Below are 12,668 nucleotides of genomic sequence, written 5' to 3' on the forward strand. Positions count from 1 at the left end.
GCGCGAGGAGTGAGCCGGGGTTGCGAGCCCCGCAGTCGCGAACCGGGCTGGCATCGTGAGCATGTTCCGGCGGCAGGCGGGCCGCTACGTCGCCACCTTCGCCGTCGACGAGGTGCGGGTGCTGCGCAAGGTCGCCTCCGAGGTGGTCGGTCTGCTCACCGACGGCTTCGACCACACCGACCCGGTCGTCGGCCGGCTGTTCCCGGCGGTGTACCCGGAGGACGCGGCCAGCACGTCGGAGTTCCGCCGCTACACCGAGGGTGACCTGAAGACCGCGAAGATCGACCAGGCCGGGGCGATCCTGGCCGCGCTGCCCGACGATGCCGGCGGCGAGGTGCGGTTGGACGCCGAGGCGGCCGAGGCGTGGCTAAGGGCGCTCAACGACGCACGGCTGGCGATGGGTGTGCGGCTGGAGATCAAGGACGGCACCGACCTGGGCGAGGAGTTGGACGACGCGGTGACCGAGGATCCGGGGTCGAGCCGGGTGTTCCAACTGTCGGTCTACGCGTATCTCGGATATCTCCAGGAGTCGCTGCTCAACGCCTTGATCGACTAGGCGTGACCCGCGCCACTTCAGGCCCTGCCTGGGAGGCGTTAGGCTGGTACACGTGCTGAGCATCGACCGGTCGATCATCGACGCGATCGTCGCCCACGCGCGCCGGGACCACCCCGACGAGGCGTGCGGCGTCGTCGCCGGTGCCGTCGGCAGCGACACCCCGACCCGGCACATCCCGATGGACAATGTCGCGCGGTCGATGACCTTCTACGAGTTCGACTCGATGGAGCACCTGCGCGTCTGGCGGGAGATGGACGACCGCGACGAGGAGCCGGTGGTCATCTACCACTCGCACACCGCGACCGAGGCGTACCCGTCGCGTACCGACGTGTCCTTCGCCGGCGAGCCGAACGCGCACTACCTGCTCGTCTCGACCCGCGAGCCCGACTCGGAGGAGATCCGCTCGTTCCGGATCGTCGACGGCGTGGTGGCCGAGGAGCCGGTCCAGATCGTGGAGGCCGGGGTCGACCCGCACGCCGTGCAGTCCTACATGTTCGGGCAGAGCCCGGCGACGGTCGACTACGAGTGTTCCGGCCGCTGACCCGTCAGCGTCCGCACCCGTTTCCTCCCGTCACCGTTGGCACACCCGATCAAGGAGCACGACATCATGGCCATCGAAGTTCGCATCCCCACCATCCTGCGTAGCTACACCGGCGGCGCCAAGGTCGTCGAGGGCGCCGGCGACACGCTGGCGGACCTGCTCACCGACCTGGACTCCCGGCACGCCGGCCTGCGCGGCCGGCTGGTCACCGACGCCGGCGCGCTGCACCGCTTCGTCAACGTCTACGTCAACGACGAGGACGTGCGCTTCCTCGGCGCGCTCGACGCCAAGCTCTCCGACGGCGACAGCGTGACCATCCTGCCGGCCGTGGCCGGCGGCGCGTTCGGCTTCGCGGCGGCAGCGGCGATCAGCTCGCACAGCGCCGCGGCAGCGGCGATCAGTTCGCACAGCATCAGCCAGGACAGCGCGGCAGCGGCTCGCGACGCCGTCGCCGCTCACTGAGGGCGGCCGTCGTGGCGCGGTACGACAGCCTGCTCGACGCGTGCGGAGGTACGCCGCTCGTCGGGCTGCCCCGGCTCTCCCCGACGGTGCCCGACGGGGCGCCGCCGGTGCGGCTCTGGGCCAAGCTGGAGGACCGGAACCCGACGGGCAGCATCAAGGACCGCGCGGCGATGTTCATGGTCCGCGCGGCGGAGGAGGCGGGCCGGCTCCGGGCTGGTGACACAATCCTGGAGCCGACCAGCGGCAACACCGGTATCTCGTTGGCCATGGTGGCTAAGCTGCGCGGGTACCGGCTGGTCTGCGTGATGCCCGAGAACGTCTCGACCGAGCGGGTTCAACTACTCCGCATGTACGGGGCGGAAATCATCTTCTCGGAGGCGGCGGGCGGCTCGAACCAGGCCGTCGCGACGGCCAAGCAGATCGCTGCCGACCACCCGGACTGGGTGATGCTCTACCAGTACGGCAACGAGGCCAACGCGCGGGCGCACTACGAGACGACCGGCCCGGAGCTGCTGCACGACCTGCCCACCATCACGCACTTCGTGGCCGGACTGGGCACCACCGGCACCCTGATGGGTACCGGGCGCTACCTGCGCGAAAAGGTCGAGGGCATCCAGGTCGTGGCGGCCGAGCCGCGCTACGGCGAGCTGGTCTACGGGCTGCGCAACATTGACGAGGGGTACGTGCCGGAGCTGTACGACGCCTCGGTGCTGTCCCGGCGTTTCTCGGTCGGCACGCGGGACGCGGTGCTGCGCACCCGTCAGCTCGTGGAGGTGGAGGGCATCTTCGCCGGGTTCTCCACGGGCGCGATCCTGCACGCCGCGCTGGCGGTGGCCCACGAGGCGGTCCGCGCCGGCCGCCGTGCCGACGTCGCGTTCGTGGTGTGCGACGGCGGCTGGAAGTACCTGTCCACCGGCGCGTACGGCGGCACCCTCGGCGACGCCGAGGACGCGCTGGAAGGTCAGCTCTGGGCCTGAGGGCCGGGTCCCTGCGCGAACGGGCCGTCGGCGTACGCGTCGATGGCCCGTCGCGCGTCGCGGCTCGCCGTGAGCGTGTGTCACGTTCGTGACAACTTCCAACGGATGATTCTTGTCCTCGGGTACCCCGGCGTAGGCTGCGCAGCGTGGCGTACGCGTCGGTAGAGATCATGGCCGGTACGACCGCCGGCAGAGATACTACCGACAGTGACAGTGAGAAAACCCGATGCGACTGACTGTCCTTGGGTGTGCCGGCAGCTTCCCGGGCCCCGAGTCACCGTGCTCCGCCTACCTCGTCGAGGCGGATGGTTTCCGGCTCCTGGTCGACTTCGGCTCGGGGTCGTTGTCCAGCCTCCAGCGGTACGTGGGGCTGCACGCTCCGGACGCGATCCTGCTGACCCACCTGCACTGTGACCACATCCTCGACGCGGTGACGTACGTGGTGGTCCGCAGGTACGCCCCCGAGGGCCCCTACCCGGCGCTGCCGGTGTACGCCCCGGCCGGCGCCCCGGACCGGCTCAGCGCCGCCTACGGCGACGACGGCACGGTGGACGACGTCTACCAGTTCTACGCCCTCCAGCCGGGCACGTTCCCGATCGGGCCGTTCACGGTCACCGTCGACCGGGTCAACCACCCCGTCGAGACGTACGGCGTGCGGCTCGAGCACGGTGGGCGGTCGCTGTGCTACTCGTCGGACACCGCCGAGTGCGACGCGTTGCTACGGCTGGCGCAGAACGCCGACGTGTTCCTGTGCGAGGCCAGCTACCTGGACGGCGTGGACAATCCGCCGGATCTGCACCTGACCGGCCGGGAGGCGGGTGAGATCGCGACGAAGGCGGCGGTGGGTCGTCTGCTGCTGACCCACCTGGTCGCGGCCTGGGGCAGCGAGGCGCACACGCTGGAGTCGGCGGCCGGCGCGTACAGCGGGCCGCTCGAAGTGGTCCGGGCGGGCGCCAGCTACGACATCTGACCGCCTCGCGGCCACCCGGCGCTTTCGTGGGCGTCGTCGATGGTCCGGTGTGTCGATGGCCCGGTGTTGTGCCGTACTGTTCGCCGGCCGGTCAGCGGCTGGTCGTCTGGCGCACCCGTGGCACCCGCACGGTGTGGACATGCGGATCGCCATCGTGACCGAGTCGTTCCCGCCGGACGTCAACGGCGTCGCGCACTCCGTGGTGCGTACGGCCGAGCACCTGCTGGCCCGTGGCCATGAGCCGGTCGTCATCGCACCCGCGCCCGCCGGGGCGGACCGGCGGGGCGTCGACCGTCTGGCGTACCCGGTGGTGCGTATCCCCAGCGTGCCGTTGCCCCGCTACCAGGGTTTCCGGCTGGGCGTGCCGACGGGTACCCGGCTGGCGGGGGCGCTGCTGTCGGCGGCGCCGGACGTGGTGCACCTGGCGAGCCCGTTCGTTCTCGGCGCGCGGGCGGCCACCCTCGCCGACCGGTATGGGCTGCCGATGGTGGCGGTCTACCAGACCGACGTGGCGGCCTACGCCAGGGCGTACCGGGTGAGCTGGGGTGAGGCGGCCGCGTGGCGGCGACTCCGGGAGATCCACAATCTGGCCCAGCGGACGCTCGCGCCGTCGACCCGGGCTGCGGCCGATCTGATCGCCAACGGGGTGCAGCGGATCTGGTTGTGGGGCCGGGGCGTCGACGCCGTCCGGTTCGACCCGGCCAAGCGCTGCGCCGACCTGCGCCGTCGGCTGGCCCCGGGCGGGGAGCTGCTGGTCGGCTACGTCGGCCGGTTGGCCCCGGAGAAGCGGGTGGAGCTGTTGGCGGCGACGTCCCGGCTGCCGGGCGTACGGGTGGTGGTGGCCGGTGACGGCCCGGCCCGTCGTCAGCTCGAGCGGGCGTTGCCGGGGGTCACGTTCCTGGGGGTGCGGCACGGCGAGGACCTGGCACGGCTCTACGCCAGCCTGGACGTGTTCGCGCACACCGGTCCGCACGAGACGTTCGGCCAGACCGTGCAGGAGGCGTTGGCGTCCGGGGTGCCGGTGGTCGCCCCGGCCAGCGGTGGGCCGGTCGACCTGGTCGACTCGGGCCGGACCGGGCTGCTGGTGCCGCCCGGCGACGGGGACGCGCTGGCCGCCGCCGTGGCCGAGCTGACCGGGGACGCCGACCGGCGGCGGGCGTACGGGGTGGCGGCCCGCGCCGCGGTGCGCCGGCGTAGCTGGGCGGCCGTCGGCGACGAGCTGGTCGGGCACTATCACGCGGTACGCGCCAACGCCGCCACCGTCGGCCTGCCGGCCGCGTCGTGACGGCGACAGCCGGTGGGCTGCGGATCGTCCGGCTCGCGAACTTCGTGACCGAGCGCTCCGGTGGCCTGCGTACGGCGCTGCGGCACCTCGGCGAGGGCTACCGCGCGGCGGGACACGATCCGGTGCTGGTGGTGCCCGGCCAACGGAACACCCACGAGTGGCACCCGTGGGGTCGGGTGGTCACCCTGCCGGGTCTGGAGCTGCCGGGCACGGGTGGTTACCGGCTGCTGGCCGGCCGGCAGCGGCTGGCCCGGGTGCTCACCGAGCTGACGCCGGACCGGCTGGAGGTGTCCGACCGGTCCTCGCTGCGCTGGACGGGGGCCTGGGCGAAGGCGCACGGGGTGCCGTCGGTGATGGTCTCGCACGAGTCGCTGACCGGCCTGCTCGGCCAGTGGGGAGTGCCGGACGTGCTGCGCCGGCCGACCGCCGATCGCCTCAACCGGGCCACCAGCCGGGCGTACGACCGGATCGTGTGCACGACCCGGTGGGCGGCCGAGGAGTTCGCGCGCATCGGGGCCGACAACGTCCACCTGGTGCCGCTCGGCGTGGACCTGGACACCTTCGGACCGGAGCGGGCCGACCCGCGGCTGCGGGAACGCTACGCCGACCCGACCGAGCTGCTGCTCGTACACTGCGCGCGGTTGTCTCCGGAGAAGCGGCCGGAACTGGCGGTCGAAGCCCTCGCCGAGCTGCGCCGGGCCGGTGTGCCGGCGGTGCTCGTGCTGGCCGGGGACGGCCCGCTGCGCGCGTCGCTGGCCCGCCGGGCGGCCGGCCTGCCGGTCACGTTCACCGGCTTCCTGCCCGACCGTGCCGTGGTGGCCGCGCTGCTCGCGAGCGCGGACGTGGTGCTGGCGCCCGGCCCGGTGGAGACCTTCGGCCTGGCCGGGCTGGAGGCGCTGGCCTGCGGCACTCCCGTGGTGGTGAACGCCGCGAGCGCGTTGCCCGAGGTGGTCGGCTCGGCGGGGCTGGCCGCGTACGGCTCCGGGGCGTCGCTGGCCGAGGCCGTGCTGCGCCTCGTGGCCCGTCCGGAGGCGCAGCGGCGGCGGGCCGCTCGGGCGCGGGCCGAGGAGTTCGGGTGGCCGGCGGCGGTCGCCGGATTCCTGGCGGCACACGGCGCGGACGTGCCGCAGGGCACCCGGGGCGAGGTGGATCCCCGCACCGCATAGGGTGCAGGGATGGCGCGACCTGACGGGCGAGGGCCCTCTCAACTCCGACCGGTGACCCTGACCCGAGGCTGGAGCACCCACCCGGAGGGGTCGGTGCTCGTCGAGTTCGGCGGCACCCGGGTGCTCTGCACGGCGAGCGTCACCGAGGGCGTGCCCCGCTGGCGCAAGGGCTCCGGGCTCGGCTGGGTGACCGCCGAGTACGCGATGCTGCCCCGGGCCACCAACACCCGCTCCGACCGGGAGAGCGTCAAGGGCCGGGTCGGTGGGCGTACCCACGAGATCTCCCGCCTGATCGGTCGCAGCCTGCGCGCCTGCATCGACCTGAAGGCGCTCGGCGAGAACTCGATCGTGCTCGACTGCGACGTGTTGCAGGCCGACGGAGGTACCCGGACCGCCGCGATCACCGGCGCGTACGTGGCGCTGCACGACGCGGTGGGCTGGTTGGCCGCCCGCAAGGCCCTCGCCGGCAAGCCGGAAAAGGTCATGCACCGCTCGGTGGCCGCCGTCAGCGTCGGGATCATCGCCGGCGAGGCGCGCCTGGACCTCTGCTACGAAGAGGACGTGGCCGCCGAGGTGGACATGAACGTGGTGTGCACCGGCACGGGCGACTTCGTCGAGGTGCAGGGCACCGGTGAGGCGGGCGTGTTCGCCCGGGACCAGCTCGACAGCCTGCTCGACCTGGCCGTGGCCGGGTGCGCCGAGTTGGCCGAAGCCCAGCGGAAGGCGCTTTCCTCATGAACAAGGTTTTGCTGGCTACCCGGAACCGGAAGAAGCTGGTGGAGCTTCAGCGGATCCTGGACGGCGCGCTCGGCGCGCACCGGATCGCCCTGCTCGGCCTCGACGACGTCGAGGAGTACCCGGAGCTGCCCGAGACCGGCCTCACCTTCGGCGAGAACGCGCTGATCAAGGCGCGGGAGGGCTGCCGCCGGACGGGGTTGCCGACGATCGCCGACGACTCGGGCATCGCCGTGGACGCGCTGAACGGGATGCCCGGGGTGTTCAGTGCCCGGTGGGCCGGTAAGCACGGCGACGACCAGGCCAATCTCCAGCTCGTGCTGGACCAGATCGCCGACGTGCCCGACGAGCACCGGGCGGCGTCCTTCGTCTGCACGGTCGCGCTGGTGCTGCCCGGCGGCAAGGAGCACCTGGTCGACGGCCGGCAGCCCGGTCGGGTGCTGCGCGCGCCGCGTGGCGACGGCGGATTCGGGTACGACCCCATCTTCCTGGGCGACGGCCAGGACCGGACCAACGCCGAGCTGACCCCGGCCGAGAAGGACGCGGTCAGCCACCGGGGCAAGGCGCTGCGCGAGCTGGCCAAGCTGGTCGCCAAGGTCCTGCCGCCCGCCGCCTGACCGGCGCGAGGTCCTGCCGCCCGCCGCCTGACCCGCGGCGGACGACAGCGACCCGTGGAGGTCAGCCCAGCGGGCCGACCTCCCGCTCGATGGCGGCGCGCAGCTCGGGGCCGGCGACGACCGCACGGGCCGCCTCCATCACCGGGGCGAGGAACACGTCCGGGCCGGGGTCGCCGGCCGCCGCACCGAGCGCGGCGACGGCGGCCCGACCGGCCGGCGACGGCACCAGCGGTTCGCGCAGTTGCAGGCCACGTACTCCGGCCAGCAGCTCCACCGCGAGCAGGCTGGTGAGGTTGTCCAGCACGGTGCGCAGCTTCTTGGCCCCCGCCCAGCCCATCGAGACGTGGTCCTCCTGCATGCCGCTGGTGGGCAGCGAGTCCACCGACGCGGGCGCGGCCAGCCGCCGGTTCTCCGCGACGATCCCGGCCGCCGTGTACTGGGCGATCATCAGCCCGGAGTTGACCCCGGCGTCGGGCGAGAGGAACGCCGGCAGCTCCCGGGAGCGGGTCACGTCGAGCAGCCGGTCCACCCGCCGCTCGGCGATCGCACCCACCTCGGCGGCGGCGATGGCGAGGAAGTCGGCGGCGAAGCCGAGCGGTGCGCCGTGGAAGTTCCCGGTCGACTCGACCCGACCGTCCGGCAGCACCACCGGGTTGTCCACCACGGACACCAGCTCCCGGCCCGCGACCGTGCGGACGAAGTCCAGGGTGTCGCGGGCCGCGCCGGCCACCTGCGGCGCGCACCGCATCGAGTACGCGTCCTGCACGGCGTGCGCCAGGTCGTCGCGGTGCGAGTCCATGACCCGCGAATCCTGCAACAGCCGGTGGATGTTCGCCGCCGACGCCGCCTGACCGGGGTGCGGCCGGATGGCGTGCAGCTCGGGCAGGAACGGCCGCTCCGAGCCGAGCATCGCCTCGATGGCCAGCGCCGCGGTCACGTCCGCCATCGCGAAGAGGTGCGCCGCGTCGTGGATGGCCAGCAGCAGCATGCCGAGCATGCCGTCGGTGCCGTTGATCAGCGCCAGCCCCTCCTTGGCGGCCAGCTCGATCGGCTTGAGCCCGTTGGCGGCCAGCACGTCGGCCGCGTCCTGCCGCTCGCCGGCCGGGCCCAGCACCCAGCCCTCACCGAGCAGCACCAGCGCGCAGTGCGCCAGCGGCGCCAGGTCGCCGGACGCGCCCAGCGAGCCGTGCTCCGGCACCCACGGGGTGATGTCGTGGTTGAGCAGGTCGACGAGGGCCTCGGCGACCAGCGGCCGGACCCCGGAGCGGCCCAGGGCGAGCGAGCGTACGCGCAGCAGCATCATGGCGCGGACCACCTCGCGGGGCATCGGTGCGCCCACCCCGGCGGCGTGCGAACGGATCAGCGCGTGTTGCAGCTCGGCCCGCCGCTCCGGCGCGACGAAGGTGTTCGCCAGGGCCCCGAACCCGGTCGAAACGCCGTACACCGGTCGTCCGGCGGCCTCGATCCCGTCCACGATCGCGCGGCTGGTCGCCATCGCGTCCCGGGCGGCCGGAGCGAGGACCACCGTGGCGGTGCCGCGGGCCACCGCGAGCACGTCGTCGGCGGTGATCCCGGTGGGTTGGATGGTCACGTGCGTCATTGCGGAACTCCGTTGCGAATTACCTGGCGGATCAGGGGGACACCGGGCCGGTAGGCCAGATGCAGGTAGGACGGCGCGTCCAGGACGACGAGGTCGGCCCGCGCGCCGGGGGTGAGCACGCCGAGGTCGTCGCGGCGCAGCGCCCGCGCGCCACCGGCGGTGGCGGCCCAGACCGCCTCCGCCGGGGTCATCCGCATCTCGCGGACCGCGAGGGCGATACAGAAGGGCATCGACGAGGTGTACGACGAACCGGGGTTGCAGTCCGTCGCCAGGGCCACGGTCACACCGGCGTCGAGCAGCCGGCGGGCGTCCGGGTACGGCGAGCGGGTGGAGAACTCGGCGCCCGGCAGCAGGGTGGCGACGGTGGTGGTCCCGAACCCGTCGGTGTGGGCCGTGCCGGCCAGCGCGTCGACGTCGGCGTCGCTCAGGTGGGTGCAGTGGTCGACGCTGGCCGCTCCCAACTCCACCCCGAGCTGCACGCCCGGCCCGGGGCCGAGCTGGTTGGCGTGCAGTCGTACGCCCAGCCCGGCGGCCTGGCCGCAGGCGAGGATGGCGCGGGCGTGGTCCACGTCGAAGGCGCCCCGCTCGCAGAACACGTCGATCCACTTCGCGTGCGGCGCGGCGGCGGCCAGCATCGGCCCGCAGACCAGCCCGACGTAGTCGTCCGGCCGGTCGGCGTACTCGGCGGGCACCACGTGCGCGCCCAGGAAGGTGGTCTCGGAGCTGGTCTCGGCGGCGATCCGCAGCGAGCGGGCCTCGTCGGCGACGTTCAGCCCGTACCCACTCTTGATCTCCATGGTCGTGGTGCCCTGGCGCAGCGCCTCCCCGCGCAGCCGGCGCACGGTGGCCCGCAGCTCCCCGTCGGTGGCGGCCCGGGTCGCGCCCACGGTGGTCCGGATGCCGCCGCCGGTGTACGGCTCGCCGGCCATCCGCGCGGCGAACTCGGCGGCCCGGTCCCCGGCGAAGACCAGGTGGGCGTGGCTGTCCACGAAGCCGGGCAGTACGGCGGCACCGCCGACGTCGATCCGGTGGTCGGCGGCCGGCGCGTACGCGGACGGCCCGACCCAGACCACCCGATCCTCCTCGACGAGCACGGCCGCCCTGCGGCGGATGCCGAGCGGGTCCGCGCCGACGCCGTTGGTGACCAGCTCCCCGATGTTGTCGACAAGCAGACTGCTCATGAGGGAGTCACCGCCTCGATCGACGCCGACAGCTCGGCCGGCACGTCCACGCTCAGGTGCCGGCCGTCGGCCACCACCACCCGGCCGTCCACCACCACCTGGTCGACGTCCGCCGCGCCGGCCGCGAAGAACACCCCCACCGGCGGTACGCCGGCGGTACGGGCGGTGTCGAGTCGTACCGTCACCAGGTCGGCGCGGGCGCCGACGGCGATCCGCCCGGCGTCGGCCCAGCCCAGCGCGGCGTGCCCGGCGGCGGTGGCGGTGGCGAACAGGTCGACCGGGGTGAAGTGGCCGCGGCGGCGGGTGCGCAGCCGTTCGTCCAGCTCCACGGCGCGGGCCTCCTCGAACATGTCGACCACGGCGTGACTGTCGCTGCCCAGGCTCAGCCGGATACCGGCGTCGGCCATCCGGCGGGCCGGTCCGATGCCGTCGGCGAGATCCCGCTCGGTGGTGGGGCAGAGGCACACGCCGGTCCGGCTGTCGGCGAGCAGGGTCAGGTCGGCGCTGGTCGGATGGGTGGCGTGGACGGCGGTGGTGTCCGGCCCGAGCACGCCGTGGTCCGCGAGCAGGGCGGTGGGCGTACGCCCGTGCACGGCCCGGCACTCGTCGTTCTCGGCGGGCTGCTCGGAGAGGTGCACGTGCAGCGGAGCCTGCCGGTCGCGGGCCCAGTCGGCGACCGTGCGGAGCTGGTCGGCGGGGACCGCCCGCACCGAGTGCACGGCCGCGCCGACCCGCGCGTGCGAGTCCGTCGGCTGAAACGCGCCCGCCCGCCGCGCCCAGCCGGCCGCGTCTCCGTCGCCGAAGCGCCGCTGCGGTCCGGCGAGCGGCCGACCATCCACAGTGGAGGCGAGGTAGCAGGTGTCCAGCAGGGTGAGTCGGACCCCGGCGTGCGCGGCCGCCTCGACCAGTGCCGCGCCCATCGCGTTCGGGTCGTCGTACGCGCCGCCGTCGGGCCGGTGGTGCAGGTAGTGGAACTCGCCCACGCAGGTGATCCCGGCAAGCGCCATCTCGGCGTACACCGCCCGGGCCAGCGCCAGGTAGGTGTCCGGGTCGAGCCGGTCCGCGACCGCGTACATGCGCTCCCGCCAGGAGAAGAAGTCACCCCGCCCGCCGTGGGTGCGCCCCCGCAGGGCCCGGTGGAAGGCGTGCGAGTGCGCGTTCGCGAGGCCCGGCAGCGTCAGGCCGGGCAGCGGCACGGCGTCGGCGTACACGTCGACCCCGGACGGCGGCCGGCTCCCGGGGGTCAGCGGCGTCACCGCGCTGATCCGACCGTCCTCGACCTCGATCAGCACGTCGGGCGTGGGCTCGGCGTGCGCGGGCAGCCAGGCGTACTCGGCGAGCCAGCGGGTGGCGGTCAGCGGCATGTCAGCTCCTCAAGCACGCGGGCCAGCGCGCGCACCCCGGCCGCGCAGTCGTCGTCGCTCGCGGACTCGGCGGGGGAGTGCGACACCCCGGTCGGATTGCGCACGAACAGCATCGCCGTGGGCAGGTACGCAGCGAGCACCCCGGCGTCGTGTCCCGCGCCCGTGGGCAGCACCGGCGCGTCGAGCAGCGTCGCCAGCCGGGCGGCCAGGTCGCCGTCGAAGGCGACCAGCGGGGTCACCGACTCCTCGGTGACCAGCACCTCCGTGCCGTCGCGGCGGGACCGCTCGGCGAGCTTGGCCCGAACCGCGTCGACCAGCCCGGTCAGGGTCTCCGGGTCGGCGGCGCGCGCGTCCAGCCAGCCGGTCACCCTCGACGGGATCGCGTTGGTGGCGTTGGGTTCCACGGCGACCCGACCCACGGTGGCGTGCGCCCCACGCAGCCGGGCCTCCTTGTTCGCGGCCAACACCCCGAACGCGTAGGTGAGCATCGGGTCGCGGCGGTCGGCCATCCGCGTCGTACCCGCGTGGTTGCCCTCGCCGACCACGTCGAAACGCCAGCGGCCGTGCGGCCAGATCGCGCTCGCCACCCCCACCGGCGCGTCCGCGTCCGCGAGCGCGCGGCCCTGCTCGACGTGCAGCTCCACGAACGCGCCGAACCGGCCGAGCAGCTCCGGTCGGGCGCCCGCCGGCCGCCCGCCGAGCGCGTCGGCGAAGCTCACCCCGGCCGCGTCGCGCAGGCCGGCCGCGCGGTCGGCCGCCAGCACGCCGGTGAGCAGCCGCGACCCCAGGCAGGGTACGCCGAAGCGCGCGCCCTCCTCCTCCACGAACGCGGCCACCACCAGCGGCCGGACCGGGGTGACACCGGCGGCGCGCAGCTCGTCCACGGCGAGGAACGCGCTGACGATGCCGAGCGGGCCGTCGTACGCCCCGCCGTGCGGCACCGAGTCGAAGTGGCTACCGGTCAGCACGGCGTCCGCGCCCTCCGGGTCACCCCAGTGGGCGAACAGGTTGCCGTTGCCGTCCTCGGTGACCGGCAGGCCGCGACGGTCGGCCTGTGCCCGGAACCAGGCCCGCAGTTGGTGTTCCGGCTCGGTCAGCGCGTACCGCAGGTAGCCGCCGCTGCCGGCGTCCCGCCCAACCGGCGCGATCTCGTCCCACAGCGCCCGGAACCTGAAAGGAAGGGCCCCTTCTTCAACAAAATCCGATAACAAGGT

At 73.9% G+C, this 12,668-nt stretch carries 13 protein-coding genes; 9 read left to right on the top strand and 4 right to left on the bottom strand.

The window, feature by feature from the left end:
- The first annotated feature begins 61 nt into the window (after nt 1–61).
- From AB0J36_RS20140 to rdgB, 9 genes are all read left to right on the top strand, one after another.
- The gene (locus tag AB0J36_RS20140; protein ID WP_357128035.1) at nt 62–556 is read left to right on the top strand and encodes a DUF2017 domain-containing protein; all 495 of its coding nucleotides are present in this window, start codon (nt 62–64) and stop codon (nt 554–556) included.
- 52 nt (nt 557–608) lie between these two features.
- Nucleotides 609–1,097 (top strand): M67 family metallopeptidase, encoded by a 489-nt coding sequence (locus AB0J36_RS20145; RefSeq protein WP_363660982.1) that lies wholly within the window; start codon nt 609–611, stop codon nt 1,095–1,097.
- 66 nt (nt 1,098–1,163) lie between these two features.
- The gene (locus AB0J36_RS20150) at nt 1,164–1,559 is read left to right on the top strand and encodes a MoaD/ThiS family protein (RefSeq protein ID WP_357173030.1); all 396 of its coding nucleotides are present in this window, start codon (nt 1,164–1,166) and stop codon (nt 1,557–1,559) included.
- Between the two features lie 11 nt (nt 1,560–1,570).
- Complete coding sequence (locus tag AB0J36_RS20155; RefSeq protein WP_357127683.1) at nt 1,571–2,536, top strand: pyridoxal-phosphate dependent enzyme; 966 nt, start codon at nt 1,571–1,573, stop codon at nt 2,534–2,536.
- Nucleotides 2,537–2,762: 226 nt separating this feature from the next.
- Nucleotides 2,763–3,506, top strand: a complete 744-nt coding sequence (locus AB0J36_RS20160; RefSeq protein WP_357127680.1) for an MBL fold metallo-hydrolase — start codon at nt 2,763–2,765, stop codon at nt 3,504–3,506.
- 139 nt (nt 3,507–3,645) lie between these two features.
- Nucleotides 3,646–4,791, top strand: a complete 1,146-nt coding sequence (locus AB0J36_RS20165; RefSeq protein WP_357393658.1) for a glycosyltransferase family 1 protein — start codon at nt 3,646–3,648, stop codon at nt 4,789–4,791.
- Nucleotides 4,788–5,957: a glycosyltransferase gene (locus AB0J36_RS20170; RefSeq protein WP_363660983.1), complete on the top strand. Its 1,170-nt coding sequence runs from the start codon at nt 4,788–4,790 to the stop codon at nt 5,955–5,957. The genes AB0J36_RS20165 and AB0J36_RS20170 overlap by 4 nt, the downstream gene beginning before the upstream one ends.
- Before the next feature lie 9 nt (nt 5,958–5,966).
- The gene (gene rph / locus AB0J36_RS20175) at nt 5,967–6,695 is read left to right on the top strand and encodes a ribonuclease PH (protein WP_357127672.1); all 729 of its coding nucleotides are present in this window, start codon (nt 5,967–5,969) and stop codon (nt 6,693–6,695) included.
- Nucleotides 6,692–7,309, top strand: a complete 618-nt coding sequence (gene rdgB / locus AB0J36_RS20180; protein WP_355052054.1) for an RdgB/HAM1 family non-canonical purine NTP pyrophosphatase — start codon at nt 6,692–6,694, stop codon at nt 7,307–7,309. The genes rph and rdgB overlap by 4 nt, the downstream gene beginning before the upstream one ends.
- A gap of 61 nt (nt 7,310–7,370) precedes the next feature.
- On the opposite strand, the gene hutH is transcribed toward rdgB, so the two are convergent.
- Genes hutH through AB0J36_RS20200 form a run of 4 tightly spaced genes read right to left on the bottom strand, consistent with a single transcriptional unit; the run spans nt 7,371 to nt 12,665 of the window.
- Nucleotides 7,371–8,909 (bottom strand): histidine ammonia-lyase, encoded by a 1,539-nt coding sequence (gene hutH, locus AB0J36_RS20185; RefSeq protein WP_357127669.1) that lies wholly within the window; start codon nt 8,907–8,909, stop codon nt 7,371–7,373.
- Nucleotides 8,906–10,090, bottom strand: coding sequence for an imidazolonepropionase (gene hutI, locus AB0J36_RS20190; protein ID WP_363660984.1), 1,185 nt, complete (start codon nt 10,088–10,090; stop codon nt 8,906–8,908). Before hutI ends, hutH begins: the two co-directional genes overlap by 4 nt.
- The gene (locus tag AB0J36_RS20195; protein WP_363660985.1) at nt 10,087–11,454 is read right to left on the bottom strand and encodes a formimidoylglutamate deiminase; all 1,368 of its coding nucleotides are present in this window, start codon (nt 11,452–11,454) and stop codon (nt 10,087–10,089) included. Before AB0J36_RS20195 ends, hutI begins: the two co-directional genes overlap by 4 nt.
- On the bottom strand, nt 11,445–12,665 hold the full coding sequence (locus AB0J36_RS20200) for an allantoate amidohydrolase (RefSeq protein WP_357173052.1): 1,221 nt from the start codon (nt 12,663–12,665) through the stop codon (nt 11,445–11,447). The genes AB0J36_RS20195 and AB0J36_RS20200 overlap by 10 nt, the downstream gene beginning before the upstream one ends.
- Between the last annotated feature and the right edge of the window lie 3 nt (nt 12,666–12,668).

Origin of the sequence: Micromonospora sp. NPDC049662 (assembly GCF_040675055.1) — a bacterium.
GTDB lineage: Bacteria > Actinomycetota > Actinomycetes > Mycobacteriales > Micromonosporaceae > Micromonospora.